At 60.8% G+C, this 22,334-nt stretch carries 20 protein-coding genes; 2 read left to right on the top strand and 18 right to left on the bottom strand.

Annotated features, from left to right (window positions below):
* Positions 1-5 precede the first annotated feature (5 nt).
* From ACEN84_RS18160 to ACEN84_RS18135, 6 genes are all read right to left on the bottom strand, one after another.
* Positions 6-1,394, bottom strand: a complete 1,389-nt coding sequence (locus ACEN84_RS18160) for a pyruvate dehydrogenase complex E1 component subunit beta (protein ID WP_199629327.1) — start codon at positions 1,392-1,394, stop codon at positions 6-8.
* Positions 1,395-1,409: 15 nt separating this feature from the next.
* A complete protein-coding gene (pdhA, locus tag ACEN84_RS18155; RefSeq protein ID WP_112711759.1) occupies positions 1,410-2,456 on the bottom strand; it encodes a pyruvate dehydrogenase (acetyl-transferring) E1 component subunit alpha in 1,047 nt (348 codons plus the stop codon).
* A 146-nt stretch (positions 2,457-2,602) separates the two neighbouring features.
* Positions 2,603-2,923, bottom strand: coding sequence for an FtsB family cell division protein (locus tag ACEN84_RS18150; RefSeq protein WP_112518610.1), 321 nt, complete (start codon positions 2,921-2,923; stop codon positions 2,603-2,605).
* A gap of 144 nt (positions 2,924-3,067) precedes the next feature.
* Positions 3,068-4,342, bottom strand: coding sequence for a phosphopyruvate hydratase (gene eno, locus ACEN84_RS18145; RefSeq protein WP_112711757.1), 1,275 nt, complete (start codon positions 4,340-4,342; stop codon positions 3,068-3,070).
* Positions 4,343-4,506: 164 nt separating this feature from the next.
* On the bottom strand, positions 4,507-5,352 hold the full coding sequence (kdsA, locus tag ACEN84_RS18140; RefSeq protein ID WP_112711755.1) for a 3-deoxy-8-phosphooctulonate synthase: 846 nt from the start codon (positions 5,350-5,352) through the stop codon (positions 4,507-4,509).
* Positions 5,349-6,227: a VOC family protein gene (locus tag ACEN84_RS18135; protein WP_413709448.1), complete on the bottom strand. Its 879-nt coding sequence runs from the start codon at positions 6,225-6,227 to the stop codon at positions 5,349-5,351. Before ACEN84_RS18135 ends, kdsA begins: the two co-directional genes overlap by 4 nt.
* Before the next feature lie 204 nt (positions 6,228-6,431).
* Here ACEN84_RS18135 and lexA point away from each other — a divergent pair, with 204 nt between their 5' ends.
* The gene (gene lexA / locus ACEN84_RS18130; protein ID WP_112711751.1) at positions 6,432-7,145 is read left to right on the top strand and encodes a transcriptional repressor LexA; all 714 of its coding nucleotides are present in this window, start codon (positions 6,432-6,434) and stop codon (positions 7,143-7,145) included.
* Here the strand turns inward: lexA and ACEN84_RS18125 are convergent.
* Positions 7,126-9,444, bottom strand: a complete 2,319-nt coding sequence (locus tag ACEN84_RS18125) for a ComEC/Rec2 family competence protein (RefSeq protein ID WP_413711325.1) — start codon at positions 9,442-9,444, stop codon at positions 7,126-7,128. The genes lexA and ACEN84_RS18125 overlap by 20 nt on opposite strands.
* A 399-nt stretch (positions 9,445-9,843) precedes the next feature.
* Here ACEN84_RS18125 and gltA point away from each other — a divergent pair, with 399 nt between their 5' ends.
* Positions 9,844-11,133, top strand: a complete 1,290-nt coding sequence (gltA, locus tag ACEN84_RS18120; RefSeq protein WP_112711747.1) for a citrate synthase — start codon at positions 9,844-9,846, stop codon at positions 11,131-11,133.
* A 32-nt stretch (positions 11,134-11,165) separates the two neighbouring features.
* Here the strand turns inward: gltA and lpxB are convergent, their stop codons facing one another.
* From lpxB to pyrH, 11 genes are all read right to left on the bottom strand, one after another.
* Positions 11,166-12,341: a lipid-A-disaccharide synthase gene (lpxB, locus tag ACEN84_RS18115; RefSeq protein ID WP_413709447.1), complete on the bottom strand. Its 1,176-nt coding sequence runs from the start codon at positions 12,339-12,341 to the stop codon at positions 11,166-11,168.
* Positions 12,338-13,219, bottom strand: coding sequence for an LpxI family protein (locus ACEN84_RS18110; RefSeq protein ID WP_413709446.1), 882 nt, complete (start codon positions 13,217-13,219; stop codon positions 12,338-12,340). The genes lpxB and ACEN84_RS18110 overlap by 4 nt, the downstream gene beginning before the upstream one ends.
* A 2-nt stretch (positions 13,220-13,221) precedes the next feature.
* Positions 13,222-14,040 (bottom strand): acyl-ACP--UDP-N-acetylglucosamine O-acyltransferase, encoded by an 819-nt coding sequence (gene lpxA, locus ACEN84_RS18105; protein WP_413709445.1) that lies wholly within the window; start codon positions 14,038-14,040, stop codon positions 13,222-13,224.
* A complete protein-coding gene (gene fabZ / locus ACEN84_RS18100; RefSeq protein ID WP_112711739.1) occupies positions 14,037-14,504 on the bottom strand; it encodes a 3-hydroxyacyl-ACP dehydratase FabZ in 468 nt (155 codons plus the stop codon). The genes lpxA and fabZ overlap by 4 nt, the downstream gene beginning before the upstream one ends.
* Positions 14,501-15,562 (bottom strand): UDP-3-O-(3-hydroxymyristoyl)glucosamine N-acyltransferase, encoded by a 1,062-nt coding sequence (gene lpxD, locus ACEN84_RS18095; RefSeq protein ID WP_413709444.1) that lies wholly within the window; start codon positions 15,560-15,562, stop codon positions 14,501-14,503. Before lpxD ends, fabZ begins: the two co-directional genes overlap by 4 nt.
* Positions 15,563-15,610: 48 nt before the next feature.
* Positions 15,611-17,953, bottom strand: coding sequence for an outer membrane protein assembly factor BamA (gene bamA, locus ACEN84_RS18090; protein ID WP_413711324.1), 2,343 nt, complete (start codon positions 17,951-17,953; stop codon positions 15,611-15,613).
* A gap of 197 nt (positions 17,954-18,150) precedes the next feature.
* A complete protein-coding gene (rseP, locus tag ACEN84_RS18085; protein ID WP_112711735.1) occupies positions 18,151-19,284 on the bottom strand; it encodes an RIP metalloprotease RseP in 1,134 nt (377 codons plus the stop codon).
* 28 nt (positions 19,285-19,312) lie between these two features.
* Positions 19,313-20,149 carry a phosphatidate cytidylyltransferase gene (locus ACEN84_RS18080; protein ID WP_112711733.1) on the bottom strand — a complete coding sequence of 279 codons (837 nt, stop codon included), beginning with the start codon at positions 20,147-20,149 and terminating at the stop codon, positions 19,313-19,315.
* The gene (locus ACEN84_RS18075) at positions 20,149-20,892 is read right to left on the bottom strand and encodes an isoprenyl transferase (RefSeq protein ID WP_413709443.1); all 744 of its coding nucleotides are present in this window, start codon (positions 20,890-20,892) and stop codon (positions 20,149-20,151) included. Before ACEN84_RS18075 ends, ACEN84_RS18080 begins: the two co-directional genes overlap by 1 nt.
* Before the next feature lie 36 nt (positions 20,893-20,928).
* Entirely contained in the window at positions 20,929-21,489 is a 561-nt protein-coding gene (frr, locus tag ACEN84_RS18070) for a ribosome recycling factor (RefSeq protein WP_112711729.1), read from the bottom strand.
* 55 nt (positions 21,490-21,544) lie between these two features.
* Positions 21,545-22,267, bottom strand: coding sequence for a UMP kinase (pyrH, locus tag ACEN84_RS18065; RefSeq protein WP_112711727.1), 723 nt, complete (start codon positions 22,265-22,267; stop codon positions 21,545-21,547).
* Between the last annotated feature and the right edge of the window lie 67 nt (positions 22,268-22,334).

Raw genomic sequence — 22,334 nt, 5'->3', positions numbered from 1 at the left:
TCCCCTTACTTGTAGCAGACGGTTTTCACTGCCTGGACGACTTCGTCGACATTCGGCAGCGCCAGCTTCTCGAGGTTTGCGGCGTAGGGCATCGGAACGTCCTTGCCGGCGATCGTCAGAACCGGTGCATCGAGATAATCGAAGGCCTGCTGCATGACGCGGGTGGCGATTTCGGTGCCGACCGAGTTCTGCGGGTAGCCTTCCTCGACGGTAACGAGGCGGCCGGTCTTCTTGACGGATTCGATGACCGTCGGGAGGTCCATTGGACGCAGCGTACGCAGGTCGATCAGTTCGGCGTCGATGCCGATCTTCTCGAGCTCGGCCACAGCCTTGACCGCATAGGTCATGCCGATGCCGAAGGATACGATGGTGACGTCCTTGCCCTGGCGGTGGATGCGCGCCTTGCCGATCGGCAGAACGAAATTGTCGAGCTTCGGCACGTCGAAGTGCTGACCGTAGAGAATTTCGTTTTCGAGGAAGACGACCGGGTTCGGATCACGGATCGCAGCCTTGAGCAGGCCCTTGGCGTCAGCTGCCGTGTAGGGCATGACGACCTTGAGGCCGGGGATCTGGCTGTACCAGGAAGCATAATCTTGGCTGTGCTGCGCGCCGACGCGGGCTGCAGCGCCGTTCGGGCCGCGGAAGACGATCGGAGCGCCCATCTGGCCGCCCGACATGTAAAGCGTCTTGGCAGCGGAGTTAATGATCTGGTCGATCGCCTGCATGGCGAAGTTGAAGGTCATGAACTCGACGATCGGCTTCAGGCCGGCCATGGCAGCGCCGACGCCGACGCCGGCAAAGCCGTGTTCGGTGATCGGGGTGTCGATGACGCGGCGTGCGCCGAACTCCTGCAGGAGACCCTGGGTGACCTTGTAGGCGCCCTGATATTCGGCAACTTCTTCGCCCATGACGAAGACGCTGTCGTCAGCGCGCATTTCTTCGGCCATCGCGTCACGCAGGGCTTCGCGAACGGTCATGGAGACCATTTCGGTGCCGGCCGGGATTTCCGGATCGTTCGGCACGGATGCCTTGGGCTCGGCCGGGACCGGAGCGGCAGCCGACTTCTGTTCGGTTGCGGCAGGCGCCGGAGCAGCAGCGGCCGGAGCCGGCTCAGCAGCAGGGGCAGCCGACGAAATATCGGCAGCCGATTCGCCGTCCTGCAGCAGGATCGCGATCTTGGCGTTGACCTTAACGTTTTCGGTGCCGGCCGGGACCAGCAGCTTGCCGATCACGCCTTCATCGACGGCTTCGACTTCCATCGTCGCCTTGTCGGTTTCGATTTCGGCAATCACGTCACCCGAGGTGACCTTGTCGCCTTCATTCTTGAGCCACTTGGACAGCGTGCCTTCTTCCATCGTCGGAGAGAGGGCGGGCATGAGGATATCGATAGGCATTGGTTCCCTCCCCGATTAGAGCAGAATGTCGGTGTAGAGCTCGGATGCATCCGGCTCCGGATCGTTCTGGGCGAAATCGGCGCTATCGGCGACGATGTCGCGGACATCCTTGTCGATCGTCTTCAGATCGTCTTCGGAAGCCCAGCCCTTTTCGACGAGGCGAGCCTTAACCTGCTCGATCGGATCCTGCTCGGAGCGCATCTTCTGCACTTCTTCCTTGGTGCGATACTTCGCCGGGTCGGACATCGAGTGGCCGCGATAGCGATAGGTCAGCATTTCCAGGATGATCGGGCCCTTGCCGGAGCGGCAGTGCTCGAGCGCTTCGTCGGCGGCAGCCTTCACGGCGCGCACATCCATGCCGTCCACCTGGACGCCCGGAATACCGAAGCCCGAACCGCGCAGCGAGTAGTTCGACTGCGCCGTTGCACGGGCGGTCGAGGTGCCCATGGCGTAGCGGTTGTTTTCGACGATGTAGATGATCGGCAGCTTCCAGAGCGCCGCCATGTTGAAGCTTTCGTAGACCTGGCCCTGGTTGGCAGCGCCGTCACCGAAATAGGCGACGCTGACCGAGTCGTTGCCGCGGTAGCGGTTGGCGAAAGCGAGGCCGGTGCCGAGCGACACCTGAGCACCGACGATGCCGTGGCCGCCGTAGAAGTGCTTTTCCTTGGAGAACATGTGCATGGAGCCGCCCTTCCCGTGGGAATAGCCGCCCTTGCGTCCGGTGAGCTCAGCCATGACGCCGCGGGCGCTCATGCCGGTTGCCAGCATGTGCCCGTGGTCACGGTAAGCCGTGATGACCTGATCGCCTTCCTTCTGCGCCATCTGCATGCCGACAACGACAGCTTCCTGGCCGATATAAAGGTGACAGAAACCACCGATGAAGCCCATGCCGTAAAGCTGACCGGCCTTCTCTTCGAAGCGGCGGATCAGAAGCATCTCGCGATAGGCCTTAAGCTCCTCATCGCGCGTAAAATCGGCAACCGGACCACCATTGGAGGCCTTGGCTGCGGATTTCGTGCTGGTTTTGCGGCTGGAAACGGTCGCGTTCTTGCGAGGCGCCATACAACCCTCCCTATGGGTTTGTCGTTCTTCGAGTGGCGCGTACCATAGGGAAGAAAGATGGCCACAGCAATGCCATAAATGCATGGCACGTATTCAGGATTAAGCCACTGATAATTCTATCGAATTATCGATTAACCAGTATTCGGTTAATTGGAATATGAATTGAATATGACGACCTCGTCGGCGCGAGACATATTCAGCTGGTAACGGGCTTTTTCGTCCAGCATATCCTTATCGAGAGAGCCATCACTCAGCAGCGCGACCTGCTGCTCGATATGCTCGCGCTTGGCCTTCAGCGTCGCCAATTCCTTCTCGCGGGCAATGCGCCGCTGCTCGAAGACTTCGGTGGCACGCAGGCCGTAATCGCCATGGATGCAATGATAGCCGAAATAGGAGAGAAAGGCGACCGTCATGGCCGGAACCACGAACCGGCCGATCTTCTTTTTCTTATGATGCTTTGTCCACATACGCACACATGCTCTAAAACGCATTACCTATGCGAAGACAGTAGCGCTCAGAGATTAACCGTCCGTTGACTATGAATTCTTGCGGGCAAGAAAAAACCCGCGCCGGTGAAGCGCGGGTTTCAAGGCATTGAGCTTTAAGGGCTATCAGCCGCGGATGATCGAACGGCCGGCATAGCGGGCCTGCGGGCCGAGGCCCTCTTCGATGCGGATCAGCTGGTTGTATTTTGCCAGACGATCCGAGCGCGACAGCGAGCCGGTCTTGATCTGACCGCAGTTGGTGGCAACTGCGAGATCGGCGATCGTGGAGTCTTCGGTTTCGCCCGAACGGTGCGACATGACGGCGGTATAGGCTGCCTTGTGCGCGGTGTTGACGGCGTCGAGCGTCTCGGTCAGCGAGCCGATCTGGTTGACCTTGACGAGGATCGAGTTTGCAACGCCCATCTTGATGCCGTCGCGCAGGCGGGCCGAGTTGGTGACGAACAGATCGTCGCCGACCAGCTGAACCTTCTTGCCGGCCAGATCGGTCAGGGCCTTCCAGCCGTCCCAATCGTCTTCAGCCATGCCGTCTTCGATCGAGATGATCGGGTACTGGGCGGCGAGCTGTGCGAGGTATTCGGCCATGGCGCCCGATTCCAGCGTGCGTCCCTCGCCTTCGAGAACGTACTTGCCGTCCTTGAAGAATTCGGTCGCTGCGCAGTCGAGGCCGAGATAGATGTCTTCGCCCGGCTTGTAGCCAGCCTTTTCGATCGACTTCATGATGAAGTCGAGGGCCTCAGGGGCGCTCTTCAGGCCCGGTGCGAAACCGCCTTCGTCACCGACGTTGGTGTTGTGGCCCTGAGCCGACAGTTCCTTCTTGAGGACGTGGAAGACTTCCGAGCCCATGCGGACGGCTTCGCGGATCGAGTCGGCGCCAACCGGCAGGATCATGAATTCCTGGAAGTCGATCGGGTTGTCTGCATGTGCGCCACCGTTGATGATGTTCATCATCGGAACCGGCAGCAGGTGAGCGGAAGCGCCACCGACGTAGCGGTAAAGCGGCAGGCCGGCAGCCTGAGCGGCAGCCTTGGCGACAGCGAGCGAAACGCCGAGGATGGCGTTGGCGCCGAGACGCGACTTGTTCGGCGTGCCATCCAGCTCGATCATGATGTTGTCGATCTGGATCTGGTTTTCGGCATCGATGCCGCCGATGGCATCGAAGATCTCGGTGTTGGCGGCTTCGACAGCCTTTTCGACACCCTTGCCGAGATAGCGCTTGCCGCCATCGCGAACTTCAACGGCTTCATGCGCGCCGGTCGAAGCGCCCGACGGAACAGCCGCACGGCCCATGCTGCCATCTTCGAGATAGACGTCGACTTCGACGGTGGGGTTGCCACGGCTATCGAGGATCTCGCGGGCGATGATATCGGTAATTGCAGTCATGGGTTTCTTCCTGCTCGGTGGGTGGATAAATCGTTTGAAATCGTCTTAATCGAAGGCACGCAGATTGCAATGGCGTTTTCACAGCCGTTTTTGAGCCGCCTAACATGCCTTCATTTCAGGCCACCTGCGTGGCCTATTACAAGATCATGTCAGCCTTTTGAACGTCAGGCCGACTTTGCGATCGCATCGAACGCCAGAAGCTTTTCGAGCAGCCGCGGCATATCCTTCAGATAGACCATGTTCGGGCCATCCGACGGCGCATTGTCAGGATCTTCATGCGTCTCGACGAAGACGCCGGCGACGCCGACGGCGACGGCCGCACGCGCCAGCGTCTCGACGAATTCGCGCTGACCGCCGCTCGATCCGCCCTGCCCGCCCGGCTGCTGCACCGAATGCGTGGCGTCGAAGATCACAGGCGCGCCCATGGCCGCCATGATCGGCAGCGAGCGCATGTCGGAGACCAGCGTGTTGTAACCAAAGGAAGCACCGCGCTCGCAGAGCAGGATGTTCGGGTTGCCCGTCTCATTCAGCTTGGCAAGAACGTTCTTCATATCCCACGGAGCCAAGAACTGGCCCTTCTTGACGTTGACGGCGCGGCCGGTCTTGGCCGCAGCAACGAGAAGGTCGGTCTGGCGCGAGAGGAAAGCCGGGATCTGCAGGATGTCGACGACGGTTGCGACCTCTGCACACTGCTCCTCGGTATGGATATCGGTCAGAACCGGGAAGCCAAATTCCTTCTTCAGATCAGAGAAGACTTCGAGCGACTTGTCGAGGCCGATGCCGCGCTGCGCCGAAAGCGAAGTGCGGTTGGCCTTGTCGAAGGAAGACTTGTAGACGAGGCCGATGCCGAGCTTCTTGCAGAGTTCGCTCAGAACACCGGCGATCATGAAGGCATGTTCGCGGCTTTCCATCTGACAGGGGCCAGCGATGATCGACAGCTTGCCGGCATTGGAAAAGGTAACGCGGCCAGCGCCTTCGCCGACGGCGACTTCTGCATTGGTGTTGCTCATTGGGTCTCCTCGAAGGCGAAGATCGCGCCTTGTCCCGGCGCCGGCTTCACCAATAGACGATTGTTCATATTCACGTAGGTGATCCCGTTAGCAGCCAAATGCGCCGCTGTCACGGCCAGATCAGCGACCGCAAAGACGATTGCCCGCGCCCGCAGGCCGTTATCGGTGCCGAGCGGCTCGACATCGAAATAGGCCTCCATCCCTTCTTCGGAATAGATGGCGATCCGGACATTACTGAGGGCGAAGGAAAGGCCGAAGGCGGCCTCACTGGGCGCCACACCGCCGCTTGCCGTCTGCAACAGCGACGCGAAGGCATCGGGTTCGTCTGCGCTCATTGCAATCTCGACGATGCCGAGAACGCCGTTGGCATGAGTCTCCAGCGCCTTGCGATCGGCCGGAAAGGCGTTGATCCGCTGGCAGGCGAAGAAGAAGACATCGGGCGCCCTCAGATCGGCGGCAAAGGCGAGCTTGAAGGCGCCGGTCGCCTGCGTTCCATCGGGCATGACGATAGGGCGCGAGAACTCCACCATGTCACCGCCGCTCAGCTGCGCGCCATCATAGGCGGCCTTGTCCGCATCGGCATCGTCAGTGCCGAAGACGACTGCCGAGAAGCCATCATCGCCGCAGCGGAAGCGGAAGGCCTGGTCGCGGGCGACAAAGCTGTTGCCCTTGGCGGCGGCCGCATCGCACTCCGCCTGGCTCGCGATGCCGAGCGGCTCCAGATAGGTCTTGTCGGCGAGGAAGACGCAGGCATTCTCCGTTCCGAACGGATGACGGCCATTGGCGGCGACGGTGAAACCGAGACGGCCGAGTCGCTCGCGGGCGACATCGATATGGGTAACGGGCAGTACCAGATGATCGAGCGGATGCGTCATGGCGGTTCCCTCCGGTGAAGCCGGCAGAGATTTGCACGCCGCGCCGGGCAAAGCGCAAGCGCGGATAACCAATCCCGCAAAGAAACTTTCAAAAATGACGAAAAATGATGGGAAGTTTTACCAATATTTAGGCACTTGCGGAACACATATGGAACATATAGTGTCCGTTCTGGCTTTGTTTCACGAATCTGGGGAAAGACTTCGATGCTGACGCGCAAACAACAGGAGCTTCTCCTCTTCATTCACGAGCGGATGAAGGAGTCCGGCGTACCGCCGTCCTTCGACGAAATGAAGGATGCGCTCGACCTCGCCTCCAAATCGGGCATTCACCGCCTGATCACGGCGCTCGAAGAGCGCGGCTTCATTCGCCGCCTACCGAACCGCGCCCGCGCACTGGAAGTCATCAAGCTGCCCGAGGCCTACAGCCCCAGCATCCAGCCGCGCCGCGGCTTCTCGCCAAGCGTCATCGAAGGCAGCCTCGGCAAGCCGCAGCCCGTCGCGCCGCCGAAGCCGGCGAACGAAGACAATAGCAGCTCGATCTCGGTTCCGGTCATGGGCCGCATCGCCGCCGGTGTGCCGATTTCTGCGATCCAGCAGAACACCCACGACATCACCGTTCCCGCCGATATGCTCGGAAACGGTGAGCACTATGCGCTTGAGGTCAAGGGCGACTCGATGATCGAGGCCGGCATCTTCGACGGCGACACCGTCATCATCCGCAACACCAATACCGCCAATGCCGGTGATATCGTCGTCGCCCTCGTCGACGATGAAGAAGCAACGCTGAAGCGCTTCCGCCGCAAGGGCGCATCGATCGCGCTCGAAGCTGCCAATCCGGCCTACGAGACCCGTATCTTCGGGCCTGACCGCGTCAAGGTTCAGGGCAAGCTTGTCGGTCTTATCCGCCGCTATCACTAACAGTGATTTCATCACCGTCAAAAGTGCCGCTGCGCCAATCATAGGCGCGGTGGCGGGTCCAGGGGCGGTCGAGATCCTCGAAGGATGCGGTGACCGCTGCAGCACCTCCATCGAAGCGCAGTTCGACAGAGCCTGTCTTTCTTAAGGAAACGCCGGTGAAGAGCAGCGTGCCAGAGCGGCAGCTTTCGAGCCTCAGGCGCACCGGCGTAACGACGATATCGGATGCATCGCAGGCGGGGCCGAGGTAAGCGGCATTGTCGATGACCGTCAGCACCGAGCCGTTTCCAAGCTTTGCCGTGCACCAGGCTTTCTTTACGCAGGAAAACCGCTCTTCCCTGGCATTGGCCGCAATGGCGCTCTGCGCTTCCTGCTGTTGCGCTGGTGTCAGCCTTAATCTTTCGCCCGGCGGCGCGGTCGGGACCGATGCCGATGTGATGAAGATCGGCTCACGATGGCTGTCCAGCACCAGTGCCCGTTTCCACTGATCGAAGATGAAACCCGGCGGGCGCTCGCGATTGGTAGCGATTGCGTTGGAACCGACGATCCCCGCCATGCTGCCGTCCTCAGCAATGACGATCTTCGGCGGCGGCTTCTCGGGAAGCATGACGACAGTGAGCGTCGACAGGGCCATGATTGCCGTGCCGATATGCCTCAGCCGCGTGCGCAGCAGGGTCAATAGCAGGAAGCCCGCGACCGCGGCCGGGAAATACCAGGCAGGCAATCGGCCGACGCCGATATCACCTCCCCAGGACGAGACGGTCTTGGCGATCGCGATCACCAGATCGAGACCGAAGCCAACCACCTGCCAGGCCCAGGCATCCAGCCCAAACGGCATCAACAGCATTGCAAGCAGCCCCGCCGGCATGATGACGAAGGAGATGACGGGCATGGCTGCGAGATTGGCAGGCAAGCCATAGGCCGTCAGCCGGTGAAAATGCTCGATCGAAAACAGCGCCGTCGAGAAACCGCCGATGACGGAGGTGAGCAGGATGCCGCCGAAGAAGCCGGCCGCCGATGACATGAGCCTGACCGCCCGCAATTTCGCAAATGGCTTGTCGCGCGCCGGCCGCTCCTTCCAGAGCGCATAGCCGGCGACCAGCGCCAGCGTCGCGGCAAAGGACATCTGAAAGCTCGGCCCCATGATTTCCGAGGGCGAGATGGCGATGATGATCAGTGCCGAAAGCGCCACATTGCGCAAACTGATCGACGGCCGGTCGAAGAACACCGCCGTCAGCATGATCGCCATCATGATGAAGGCCCGTTCGGCGGAAACTGCGAAGCCGGAAATCAGGAAATAAGCGGTGACGGCCGCGAGCGCTCCGGCGGCCGCGATCTTCTTGACCGGATAGGCCTGGGCGACAGACGGAAACAGGCTGAGCAGCGTGCGGAACCCAACGAAGAAGATGCCGGCAGACAGCGCCATGTTGAGGCCCGATATGGCGATGATATGCGCGAGGCCTGATTGCCGGAGTGCCTCCGTAGTTTCTGCCGAAATCGCCCGCCGCTCGTCGGTGACGAGCGCGGCGGCGAAAGCGCCGGTATCGCCGGGCAAAATGCCCCTGATGCGATCACCGATGCCGCTTCTCAGCCGGTAGAGCCACTCGAAGGCGCTGTCGGTCAGCGGATGCTCGTCTGCGGCTCCCGGCGTCACCGTCGTTGGCGCCCCATAGAAAAACCCATTGGCGCCAACGCGATCGAAATAGGATGAGAACGAGAAGTCGTTGAGACCGGGGAGTGCCGGACCGGAGGGTGGCGTCAGCCGCGCCCTGCCCTTCACCCAGGTTCCCGTCTCGAACTCGGACTTGGCGCCGCGGGCGATGACAGTCACCCGGGCGGGCGGGCGTTTCACCACTGGGTTTTCGGTTGCGCGCAATGACAGCAGATAGCGCCAGCCGCCGCGGCCGTCGCTTTCCCGGCGCTCGACCCGCCCAGTGAGCGTCGTCGTCACGGCGGAATCAAGGAGGATGGTCTCGGCTCTCCACGTTTCGAATTGCGCAGTCGCGACGCCTGCCGCGACCAACGTCAATGCGGCGATCACGACGCGCATCCCCTCCCGCGCCCGATCGGTCACGATCATGAGAGTGAACAGCACCGCGATGAAGAAGAGCGGTATAATTGGCGAAACGCCATTGCCGGCCGCAAACCACGCCACGGCACCAAAGCCGAGCGCAACTGGCGCGAAGAGCATGCGCGCACCGTAGGCGAGCTCTTCGTCGGCGCATTTCGGGATGGCGCCTATCGCGCGCCTGATGGATGATCGGAGTCGATAAGCGCTGAGCGTGGCCGGTGAGTGCCGCATCGGCACGGGCGAGAGGCCAGAATAGGCGCGCGCTGGCTCAAGATGCGGCAATTTGGCCGCATCCCCCGAAAGTTCCAGGCTGATCTCGCTGCTTTTCAACCCCGGCATGTAAAGAGCCTTGCGACCCATTAAAATACAACCAAGATGCAACCCTGCGCGCGTTTCAGCAACAATAATCGATTGAAAAAACGCAAAAAATCGTGAGTGCAAAAAGCCTAAATAAATCATCGGCTTCCGCTATGCGTTTACAGCATCGCAGGAGTGCCTAAAAGTTGATACTGCGATGCACAAAATGGCGTCACGGTAACTTGGCATTAGGCGCGCTATCATATAGCAATCTGAGCGGACGCTTAACCCTATGGCGCTTTTATGGCGCCGCCGCCAATTTGGAGGATCAGAATGACGGATCAAAGCGCAACAATCAAAATCGGCGACAAGTCCGCCAATCTTTCCGTAAAGAGCGGAACGATCGGGCCAGATGTCATCGATATCGGCGCACTCTACAAAAACACCGGCTCCTTCACGTACGATCCTGGTTTCACCTCGACCGCATCCTGTGAATCGAAGATCACCTACATCGATGGCGATGAGGGCGTTCTCTTGCACCGCGGCTATCCGATCGAGCAGTTGGCCGAGCACGGCGACTTCCTGGAAGTCTGCTATCTCCTGCTTTACGGCGAACTGCCGACGGCAGCTCAGAAGAAGGACTTCGACCACCGCGTGACGCATCACACGATGGTGCACGAACAGATGAGCCGCTTCTTCACCGGCTTCCGCCGTGATGCGCATCCGATGGCCGTCATGTGCGGCTGTGTCGGCGCCCTGTCGGCCTTCTACCACGACTCGACCGACATCACCGATCCGCACCAGCGCATGGTCGCTTCGCTGCGCATGATCGCCAAGATGCCGACGCTCGCTGCGATGGCCTACAAGTATCACATCGGCCAGCCCTTCGTTTACCCGAAGAACGACCTCGATTACGCGTCGAACTTCCTGCGCATGTGCTTTGCCGTTCCCTGCGAAGAGTACACGGTCAACCCGGTTCTCTCCCGCGCCATGGACCGTATCTTCATCCTGCATGCGGACCACGAGCAGAACGCTTCGACCTCGACCGTTCGTCTCGCCGGCTCTTCGGGTGCAAACCCGTTCGCCTGCATCGCGGCCGGCATTGCCTGCCTCTGGGGCCCTGCTCACGGCGGCGCCAACGAAGCAGCGCTCAACATGCTGTCGGAGATCGGCTCCGTCGATCGTATCCCCGAATATGTCGCACGCGCCAAGGACAAGAACGATCCGTTCCGCCTGATGGGCTTTGGCCACCGCGTCTACAAGAACTACGATCCGCGCGCCAAGATCATGCAGAAGACGACGCATGAAGTTCTCGGCGAACTCGGCATCAAGGACGATCCGCTTCTCGAAGTGGCGATGGAACTTGAGCGCATCGCGCTCACCGACGAGTATTTCATCGAGAAGAAGCTCTACCCGAACATCGACTTCTACTCGGGTATCACGCTGAAGGCTCTCGGCTTCCCCACGACCATGTTCACCGTTCTCTTCGCTCTCGCCCGCACCGTCGGCTGGATCGCTCAGTGGAACGAAATGATCGAGGATCCGCAGCAGCGCATCGGCCGCCCGCGCCAGCTCTATATCGGTGAAGCACAGCGCGATTACGTTCCGGTTTCCAAGCGCTAAGCGCCCGGACAATCCGAAAACAAAAAACCCGGTCAGCGATGACCGGGTTTTTTCTTGTCCAGAATGTCGAGAACGATTTCCGCCGCCTTCTCTCCGGGCGGCTTTTCCGTCTGCATTCGCTGCCAGACGAGATCGTAGCCTTCCAACATGGTGCGCCGCTGCGCGGTGTCGCCGGACAGCCGCTCCATCCAGCGGGCAAGCGCTCCGCCACGGACGCTGTCGTTGAAATATTCGGGCACCACGGCGTAATCGGCAATCAGGTTCGGGATCGCCGCCGTCCAGGTCTTGATGCGCGAGGTCATCAGCGAGATGATCCAGTCGGTCTTGTAGGTCGAGACCGTCGGCACGCCGGCGAGCGCCAGCTCGAGGATCACCGTTCCGGAGGCAGCAAGCGCCGCATCGGCCTCGCCGAAGGCCCGCCACTTGGCATCGCTGCCGATCAGGATTTCGGGCTGCACTTTCCACTGCGATACCAACTCGCGCACCAGCGCCTCGCGGCGGCTCACCGTGGGCATGACGAAGCGGATGTCGCCATTGCGCGTCAGGAGATCATTTGCCGCGTCCTCGAAAAAGGGCATCAGCTTCGATATCTCGGTCGAGCGCGAGCCCGGCAGCAGCATGATCGTCTTGCCTCGCTCCGGCGAGATGGCTCGGGCAGCGCGGCTGCTTCGCGCAGCCAGCAGATTTGCGTCCGCAGTCAGCCTGTGTCCGACATAGGTGGTCGCCGGGCCGCCAAGGCGCTGCATGACTTCAGGCTCGAAGGGCAGAACGGCGAGCACATGATCGACGTAGCCGAGCATGCGCTGAGCACGGTATTCCTTCCAGGCCCAGACGCTCGGACAGACGTAATTGACGACCGGCAGGTCAGGCAGCGCCGTGCGCACGCGCTTGGCAACGCGATGAGTGAAATCGGGGCTGTCTATGATGATCACGATGTCGGGCTTGGCGGCAATCAGCGCCGCCGTCGTCTGGCGGATCAGCCTGTAGAGCGTTGGAAGCTTGGCGAGCACCTGACTGATGCCCATGATCGACAGTTCGGAATAGTCGAACAGCGATTTGAGTCCCTGCGCTTCGAGCGCCTCGCCGCCAACGCCGACGAGCTCGACGGGGCCGTCATGGATGCGCTTCAGGGCAGCGATCAGATCGCCGCCCAGCAGATCGCCGGATACTTCGCCGGCGATGATGCCGATCTTCAAATGGCGGCTCATGCGAGCCCCCAGGACGGCAGGCCGCGATCCAGTCCAGTGACAAAGAGGCCGGAGGCATTGGCAGCAGCGATCAGCGCTTCGCGTTCCAGCACCAGTGCCCTGCCCGCCTCGACGGCTATCCCCGCCAAACCGGCCTTCCTGGCATTTTCGACAGTTGACGGCCCGATCGAGGGCAGATCGGCGCGCAGATCCTGCTGCGGCTTGCAGAGCTTGACGAGGACGCCCTTGCGGCGGGCTGAAATGCGCCCGGCTGTGCGCAAGGAAGCAACACGCTCCAGCATGCCGTCGGTACCCTCAGGGCCTTCCAGCGCAACAACGCGGCCGCCGACGGAAACGGCGCCCTGTCCGACATCGAGTAGCCCCAATGCATTTGCTGCCTCGGCCGCCTTCAGGATATCGGCGATATCGTCCTTGCCTGGTGCGACCACACCGACCGGCCCCACCGAAGCCAGCAGATCAGGTGCGATCTCCTGGGCGCCGATGACGCGGCGGCCATCAGTTTCGATAAGCTTGATGACCATTTGCAGCACCGTATCATCGCCGCCAGAGAGCAGCGTCCGTATGACCGAGGGTACCTTGCCGATCGTCTTCCAGCTGGGTCGTATCTCACGCCATTCCGGGCGGCGGCGAACGCCACCGGACATGACGACGCGGCGAATGTCGTGTCTACTGAAGATACTCTCCAACGCTGCGAAATCGGCGACGCCGATGACGGCGTGGTCGTAGTCCTGCCAGGAGCGGTCGAGCTCGCCCTTTAGGGAAATGATGAAAGGTTCATCGCCGGCGGCGCGGGCGGCCTCGGCGACATAAGCCGGCAAAAGGCCGTTGCCGGCGATGATCGCCAGACGGCCCTTTGCAGTGTCACCAGCCAGAGGCACGCTCAGCCTTTCTGTCCCCGCGTCGGCGAAGACAGCGCCCGGTCGCTTTCAGCCGCGATGAAATCGAGGATCTCGACCACCTGCGGGCAATCGGCATATTCGGCGCGGATTGCAGCAGCATTGTCGCGCACCGAATTAGCGCCTTCAAAGATCGCCTTGTAGGCACGGCGAACGATGTGGATGACGGCGCGGTCGATGCCTGCACGGGTCATGCCGACAACGTTGAGGCCGCCGAGAAGGCCCGGATTGCCGTTCAGCATGCCGTAGGGAATCACATCGTAGCTCACTGCGGAGAGACCACCGACGAAAGCCTGTCGGCCGACGCGGGTGAACTGATGGACGGCACAGCCGCCGCCGAGAATGACGCGATCCTCGATCGTGACGTGGCCGGCGAGCATGACATTGTTCGACATGATGACGTTGTTGCCGACGCGGCAATCATGCGCCACATGCGAATTGGCGAGGAAGAGATTGTTGTTGCCGACGATCGTCTTGCCGCCGAAATCCGACGTGCCGGTGTTGATCGTCACTCCTTCGCGCATCGTGCAGTTTTCGCCGATGGTCAAGGTCGTCTCCTCGCCGGCGTGATGGATGCTCTGCGGATCGCCGCCGATCACGGCCATCGGGAAGACCTTCGAACCCTTGCCGAGCTCGGTGCGGCCCGTCACGATCGAATGCGGATGCAGATGCACGTCATCATGAAGCGTCACCTTCGGCCCGACATAGGCGAAGGGGCCGATCGTCACGTTCTCGCCGATGACGGCGCCGTCTTCGACGACGGCCATCGGGTGAATACGTGCGCTGGCAGCAACCGTGCTCATGCCTGGTCCTTACGCAGGATCATCGCGCCGATATCGGCTTCCGCCGCAAGGTTGCCATCAACCTTGGCGTCGCAATGGAACTTCCAGATATTGCCGCGCTGCTTCAGCTTCTTGACGTGGAATTCAACGCGGTCGCCCGGGATAACCGGCTTGCGGAAACGGGCATTGTCGATCGTCATGAAGTAGACGAGGTTGCCGTTCGAGCCGTCCTTGCGGGCGCAGATCGCACCAGCCGTCTGCGCCATGCCCTCGATCAGGAGCACGCCAGGCATGATCGGCGATTCCGGGAAATGGCCGGTGAACTGCGGCTCGTTGGCGGTGACGTTCTTGATACCGATCGCAGAATCGTCGCCGTCGATCTCGATGATCTTGTCGACCATCAGGAATGGATAGCGATGCGGCAGGAGCTTCATGATCTCGATGATGTCAGCCGACGAAAGAGAAGCCTTTGCTTCTTCAGTCATTCCTTGTCTCCCGTTTTACTCGCCCGCGCACCGGAGCGTATCATTATTTCCGCGGACTCGCGCAGGAAATCCTTGATCGGACGCGCCGGGATCCCGCCATAGCGCTCGCCTGCAGGGATGCTCTGCACGACGCCACTCTTGGCGGCGATCTGCACGCCGCTGCCAATGGTAATATGGCCGTTGAGGCCCGCCTGACCACCGATCTGCACGCCGTCCCCGATCACGGTACTGCCTGCAATGCCGACCTGCGAGACGATGGCGCAATGGCGGCCGATCTTGACGTTATGGCCGATCTGCACCTGGTTATCGATCTTGGTGCCTTCGCCGATCACCGTATCGTCCATGGTGCCGCGATCGATCGTCGCGTTGGCGCCGATCTCGACATTGTCCTGGATGATGACGCGGCCGATCTGAACGATCTTGATCATGCCGCGCGGTCCCGGCGCATAGCCGAAGCCATCCTGGCCGATACGGGCACCATTATGGATGATCACGTGATTGCCGAGGAAGGCACAGAGAACGCTGGCGCCGCTCGCAATCGAGCAGTTCCGGCCGATCTTGACGCCCTGCCCGATGATCGCGCCTGCGCCGATGCGCGTGCCAGCGCCGATCTCGACATTGGCACCAATGATCGCGAGAGGCTCAACGACGACGCCGGCTTCCAGCTTGGCAGTCGGATCGATGACGGCGCCGGTGCCGACCATCGCATCGTCCGACATGGCCGGAAGCGGCTGCAGGGCCGACGGGTGAAGATAGCCACCCGCCATGGCAAAAGCCGCATGGGGGTTTTTCGATACGAGAGCCGGGATATGCGGCGGGATCGCCGACAGCAGCGCGGGATCGCACAGCACGGCGGATGCCTCGCAGGTCTCAAGCTCAGCTTTGCTCTTCCGCGAGATCACATAGCAAAGGTCACCCGCCTGTGCCCGGTTAACCGGAGCCACAGAGCGAATGATCACATCTGCCTTTGATGCATCGGGAAGTTCTGCCCCGAGATATTGGGCGAGCTCAGAGAGCGTCACCCCATCCCGAGGCTTGAAGAACGAATTTTGCTCCATCGGCAATGCTCCAGAACGGAATTCCAGTATGGTTCCGGACTGCCGATATCAGAATTGGTTGTTGATGCCAAACTTGAAGTACTGCGTCTTGTCGTAGTCCTTCTTGAGTACCGGCATCGCGTAGTCGACACGGAGAGCGCCGAACGGAGACTGCCAGATCAAGCCAAGACCGACCGACGCACGGAGCGCAGCATCTTCACCATTGACCGTTTCAGGGCTGGTGACCTTCACGTCGTTGCCGAACAGCGTGCCTGCATCGGCGAAGACGGCACCACGCAGACCGAAGTCACGCGGGAAGCCAGGCATCGGGAAGGATGCTTCAGCCGAAACCGTGAAGTAGGTCGTGCCACCGAGCGGATCATCCGGACCATTGCCGACGCGCGGGCCGATACCCTTGTTTTCGAAGCCACGGATATCGCTGTTGCCCAGCGTGAACTGGTCGAAGATGTTCAGGTCCTTGCCGAGGCCGACGACATAACCAGCACCGGCAGAGAGCGAGCCGATGATGTCGGCGTCGTCAGCGAGCAGGTGATAGTAGCGGGCCTTACCGAAGACCTTGTAGAACTGCGAGTCGCCGCCGAGGCCTGCGATTTCGTTGGTCAGGGTGGCGTAGATACCTTCACGCGGCAACGTCATGTCGTCGAGCGTGTTGTAGGTGAAGGTCTGCGAGACAGACGACTTGATCCACGGACCGTTGTTGACGAGATCCTGATACGGCGTCGACAGATCGCTCAGATCACTACCGCTGGAGTCATAGTCCATACGCTTGAAGTTATAACGGAAGGTCGAAGCCAGATCTTCGGTGATCGGCGCCGTTGCGCGCAGAACCAGGCTGTCTTCCGTGTAGTCGTAGTTGTCGTTGCTCGAGGTTTCGCTGTGGTTCAGGTCGAAACCGGTCGCCAGGCGATAGCCGAGGAAGTAGGGCTCGGTAAAGCTCAGGCCGTAGCTCTGCGAACCTTCGAGACCACCACCGGCCGAAACTTTGATGTACTGGCCGCGGCCGAGGAAGTTCTTTTCTTCGATCGAGGCTTCGAGGATGAGGCCGTCGCCACCAGCAGCGTAGCCGGCGCCGATACCGAACGAACCGGTCGACTGATCCTGGACGTCGACGACAACGACGACGCGATCCGGAGCGCTGCCCGGCTGCGTGCTGATGTTGACCGACGAGAAGAAGCCGAGAGCTTCGAGGCGGCGCTTCGCCTTGGTGATCATCTGCTGATTGAATGCGTCGCCTTCGGAGACGTCGAATTCGCGGCGGATGACGTAGTCGCGGGTGCGGCTGTTGCCACGAATTTCGATGCGCTCGATGTAAGCGCGCTCGCCCTGGTCGACGAGATATTCGACACCGATCGTGTTGTTGCCGAGGTCGCGGTTGCCGCGCGGCGTGACACGGGCGAACGGATAGCCTGCCGAAGCAACCTGATCGGAGATCGCTTCCATCGACTGCTGAACGCTCTTGGCGCTGTAGACTTCACCTTCATGCGTCTTGACGAGGCCCTGCAGCTGCTCGCCGCTGACACCATCGACGGTCGACTGAACGGTGACCGCTCCGAAGTTGTAGCGCGGGCCTTCTTCGATATTGAAGGTCAGCGTGTACTTGTTCGTGGTTTCGTCGAACTGGGCGTCGGACGAGACGATCTTGAAGTCGGCATAGCCGCGGTTGAAGTAGAACTGGCGCAGCGCTTCTTCGTCGGCGCGCAGCTTGTCTTCGTTGTAAACGTCCTTGCGCGTCAGGAACGACAGGAAGTTCGAGCGCTTCGTCTGAATGACGGCAGCGAGGCGGCCGGCGCTGTAGGCATTGTTGCCTACGAAATTGATGGCGGCAATCTTGGTGCGATCGCCTTCGTCGATCACGAAGGCAAGGTTCACGCGGCCTTCGCCGAGCGGAACGACCTGCGTCGTGACATTGACTTCGCTACGGCCGGTGGCGGCGTAGGCTTCCTTGATGGCGGCGATGTCGGCCTGGATCTGCGCATCGTTGTACGGGCCAGAGGCGTGCGTACCAACGACGGACGCCAGCTTGTCGTCCTTGACCTTGCGGTTGCCGTTGAAGACGACCTGGTTGACCAGCTGCGCTTCCTGGACCTGCACGACGAGCGTACCGCCGGAGACGGAGATCTTCACATCGGAGAAGTAACCGGTGCCGTAGAGCTGCTTCACCGAGTCATCGATATCGGTGTTGGAGAAGCTCTTGCCCGGCTGAATGGTGAGGTTGGAACGCACAGCCTCCGCACCGACGCGGCTTGCCCCGCGTACATCGATACGCTGAATGACTGCGGCTTCAGCCGCACTCGCAGAGACGATTGTAATGACACCTGCGCCCGAAGCCACAACACTTGCAGACAGCGCAACCGCCGATACTGCGTTCAAAAATCTTGAACCAGCCTTCATTTCACCCATTACCTTTTTTCTCGTCCCCGTCGCCGGGATAACCCCGATTCCGGCCACGTGTGTCGTTTTACCCGCTTTTGACATACAAGCAAGGTAGCAAGTTAATTTCTGTTTACTTCATTTCGAAGCGTGACCCATTCGCCACTACAGCTTTGAAACATCGTAAATAAACGGTAATTTTCCCTCGCCAGACGCCCTTATCCAATGAGCGCGCTTATGTCATTCCAAGTAGCAAAAACCATTAGCGAGAGCACCATAGCCAGACCAATGCGAAATGCAATTTCCTGAGCCGATGACCCCAAAGGTTTTCCCCTCACGGCTTCAATCGCATAGAACATCAGATGCCCGCCATCAAGTACCGGGACGGGCATGAGGTTAAGCAATCCAATAGAGACCGACAATACCGCCGCCAGTTGCAGCACCGCGGCAACACCAAGCGTCGCCATTTGGCCGGATGCCTGCGCAACGCGGATCGGTCCGCCGAGCTGGTCGGGCTTCATGTATCCGGCAAAGAGATTGCCGATATATTTGAAGGTGCCAGTGACGATATGCCAGGTCTGAACCGTGCCTTCCTGGAGCGCCTGGACCGGCGTGTAGGTCTGAATCCGGAAGTGACCGACTTCCTGGTTGGTAACGATGCCGATCAAGCCGATCTCGATCTTGTTGCCGAACTGGTCGGTCATGTCGGTGCGCTTCGGCACCATCGGCAGATCCATCTTCTCGCCATTGCGTTCGATGCTGACGACAATCTTCTGCTCGGGACGAATGCTGACATAGCGGCGGACATCGTCGAAGGTCTCGACCTTTCCGCCGTCAATCGCGATCAGCAGGTCTCCGGGGAGAATGCCTGCTTCTGCGGCAGCGCTCTCAGGCTTGACCTCGGCAACGACAGGATCAGCGACAGAGCGGCCGTAGATCGAGAAGAGCACCGTGAAGATGGCGATCGCCAGAATGAAATTGGCAATCGGACCGGCCGCTACCGTCGCAGCACGCTTCCAGAGCTTGGCGCCGGCAAACGAGCGCGCCCGGTCCTCGTCGGACATTGCGTCGAGAACACTGGTATCCGGCTTGCTCGATGCATCCTCGTCACCGAAGAATCGCACATAGCCGCCGAGCGGGATGGCGGAAATCTTCCAGCGCGTGCCGTGGCGGTCGCTGAAGCCGATGATTTCGGGACCGAAGCCGACGGAAAAGGCCAGGATGCGGATGCCGCTCCAGCGGCCAACGAGATAGTGGCCCATCTCATGCACGAAAACGAGCAGGGAGAGCACCAATACAAAGGGGATAATATATCCCGTCAGGAAGCCGAATATACCGGTCAAGCCTTCCATAAGTTTCTTCCGCCGCCTTTCGCCGCTTTCAAAGTCCGAACAGTGCCGCACCGAGCGGCGCTGCTGCTCCGCCCTTTATCAAGGAAAAACCTGTCGCAAGCAAGAAAGCCGCAAAGCAGGCAAAAATCAGACCGTCAACGCGGTCCATGACCCCGCCATGTCCGGGAATCAGATGGCTCGAATCCTTGACGCCGAAACGGCGCTTGATGAAGGATTCGAAGAGATCGCCCGCCTGGCTGCAGACCGACAGGATGAAGGCGACCGCCGCGGCGACGACCCAATCGGCGCCCGGCACGAAGATGTAGGCGATCAGGCTACCGGCAATCACCGCCGAGACGGCACCGCCCATGGCGCCCGATTGTGTCTTTCCGGGAGAGATCTTCGGCGCCAGCTTCGGGCCACCGATGGCGCGGCCGACGAAATAGGCGAGAATATCGGTCGCCCAGACGACGGCGAAGACGAAGAGCATGGCATGCAGGCCGGAAAGGTCGGCGCCGCGGATTTCGGCGAGCGCGATCCCTGTCAGCCCGGCATAGACGACGCCTGCCGGAAACCAGCGGCTGACGCCGCGCAGGACGACGAAACCGATCGCGACCAGAAAGAGTGCCAGGAGAGCCCCGAGCGCCCAGTCGAAACGCTCCAGCAGGATTGCAAGGGCGATGGCGCCCTGCCCGGCCCAACCGACGACATTGGCCGCCGGCTGCTCGCGCTGCAGGCCTGTGATCGCCGACCATTCATAATAGATTAGCAGCCCGATCAGCGACGACAGCGCGCGGAACGCCAGACCTCCGTACCAGGTCGCCGCGAGCACGATCGCGGCCAGAATGATTCCTGAGATGATACGGAGCTTCAGTTCCTGCTGCATCAAGTACCCACTGCTGCGGCCTGCGACGACAAGCCACCGAAACGGCGATCGCGGGCGGCGAATTTTTCGAGGGCGGAATAGAAGAGTTCGCGCCCGAAGTCCGGCCAGTATTCCGGCACGAAGATGAATTCGGAATAGGCGGCCTGCCAGAGCAGGAAGTTCGACAGCCGCTCCTCGCCGCTGGTGCGGATGATGAGGTCGGGGTCGGGAATGCCAGCCGTATCCAGCCGGGCATTGATCAGCGCCGGCGTCACGTCCTGCGCCCGCAGCACGCCGGCCTCGACGTCCTCGGCCAGGCTCACCATGGCCCGGGCGATCTCGTCGCGCGAGCCATAGTTGAAGGCGATGACGAGCGTCAGCGCCGTGTTGTTGCGCGTCGTCTCTTCGGCTTCCAGCAGCAAATCGAGAATATCGCTGCGCAGCGTGTAGCGATCGCCGATGATCCGGATGCGGACATTTTCGGAATGCAGTTCGGCAAGATCGCGGCGGATGAAGGCCTTGAGCAGGCCCATCAGATCCGACACTTCGGCTTCGGGTCGGCGCCAGTTCTCCGAAGAGAATGCGAACAGCGTCAGATACTTGACGCCAGCGTCGCCGGCAGCGCGCACGGTTTTGCGTACGGCTTCGACACCCTTGCGGTGGCCCATGGCGCGCGGCAGGCCACGCTGCTTGGCCCAACGGCCGTTGCCATCCATGATGATGGCAACGTGTTCTGGCATGCTTGCGAATGCTGGTTTCGACATTTCCCGTCCGGTTTCTTGGGGGCGCAGGCGAAAGCCTTAGACCTGCATGATTTCCTTTTCCTTATCCGCAAGCAAGCGATCGATTTCGGAAATCGTCTCATCCGTCATCTTCTGCACACGATCGGACTGGGCGCGGCTTTCATCCTGGCCAATGACACCGTCCTTTTCGGCTTTCTTAAGGCCGTCCATGCCGTCACGGCGAACATGGCGAATCGCCACCTTGCTCTTTTCGGCGTAATCGTGGGCAACCTTGACCAGCGACTTGCGGCGCTCTTCGTTGAGCTCCGGCAGCGGAATGCGCAGATTCTGGCCGTCGACGATCGGGTTCAGGCCGAGGCTCGATTCGCGGATGGCGCGCTCGGTGGCGGAAACCATCGACTTGTCCCAGACCGATACCGACAACATGCGAGGCTCCGGCACGGTGATGTTGGCGACCTGGTTGAGCGGCACGCGCGAACCGTAGGCTTCGACCGTCACCGGATCCAGGATGTTGGCCGAGGCACGGCCGGTGCGCAGCGATGCGATATCGCTCTTGAATGCGGAAACCGCGCCATCCATGCGGCGCTTGATTTCCTTGATGTCGATGCCTTCACTCATAGCAATGCTCCCGTCTCAGTCGCAATCGCGCCGTCTCACGCGGCGCAGTCTATCGTCAGTTGTCGGATACGATGGTCTTGAGGCCACCGCCCGTCAAGATTTCAGCAAAACCACCCTTCTCGTGGATCGAGAAGACGATGATCGGAATGGAGTTTTCGCGGGCAAGCGCAACGGCTGCGACGTCCATGACCGCGAGGCCCTTGTCGAGCACTTCCTTGTGCGTCAGCCGGTCGAAGCGCGTCGCGTCCGGAACCTTCTTCGGATCGGCCGAATAGATGCCGTCGACCTGCGTGCCCTTGAAGATCGCTTCGGCGCCCATTTCGGCGGCGCGCAGCGCTGCAGCGGAGTCGGTCGTGAAGAAGGGATTGCCGGTACCGCCGGCGAAGATCACCACGCGGCCGAGCGACAGGTGGTAGAGCGTCGCGCGCTGGGAGAAGCTCTCACAGATCTCCGGCATGGCGATGGCCGACAGGACGACCGTATCGATATTCAGCTTGCGCAGCGAGGTTGCGAGCGCCAGCGCGTTGATGACGGTCGCGAGCATCCCCATGTGGTCGCCGGTCACCCGATCGCCGCCCTTGGAGGCGACCGCAACGCCGCGGAAAATGTTGCCGCCGCCGACGACGACGCCGACTTCGACGCCCATCTGGCGGGCTTCAGCGATATCGGACGCAATGCGGTCCGCTACCGCTACGTCGATACCGAAGCCCTGGCTGCCCATGAGGGCTTCGCCGGAAGCCTTGAGTAGAACACGTTTGTAGACAGGCTCTCGCGACATCTTGGCTCCTCGTTATTCACCGCTGACTGCCGGATACACGAAGGGCACCGCGTTGTCACGCGATGCC

The organism is Rhizobium sp. Rhizsp82 (genome assembly GCF_047325115.1).
Taxonomy (GTDB): Bacteria; Pseudomonadota; Alphaproteobacteria; order Rhizobiales; family Rhizobiaceae; genus Rhizobium.
This window is presented reverse-complemented; position numbering and strand designations above follow the sequence as displayed.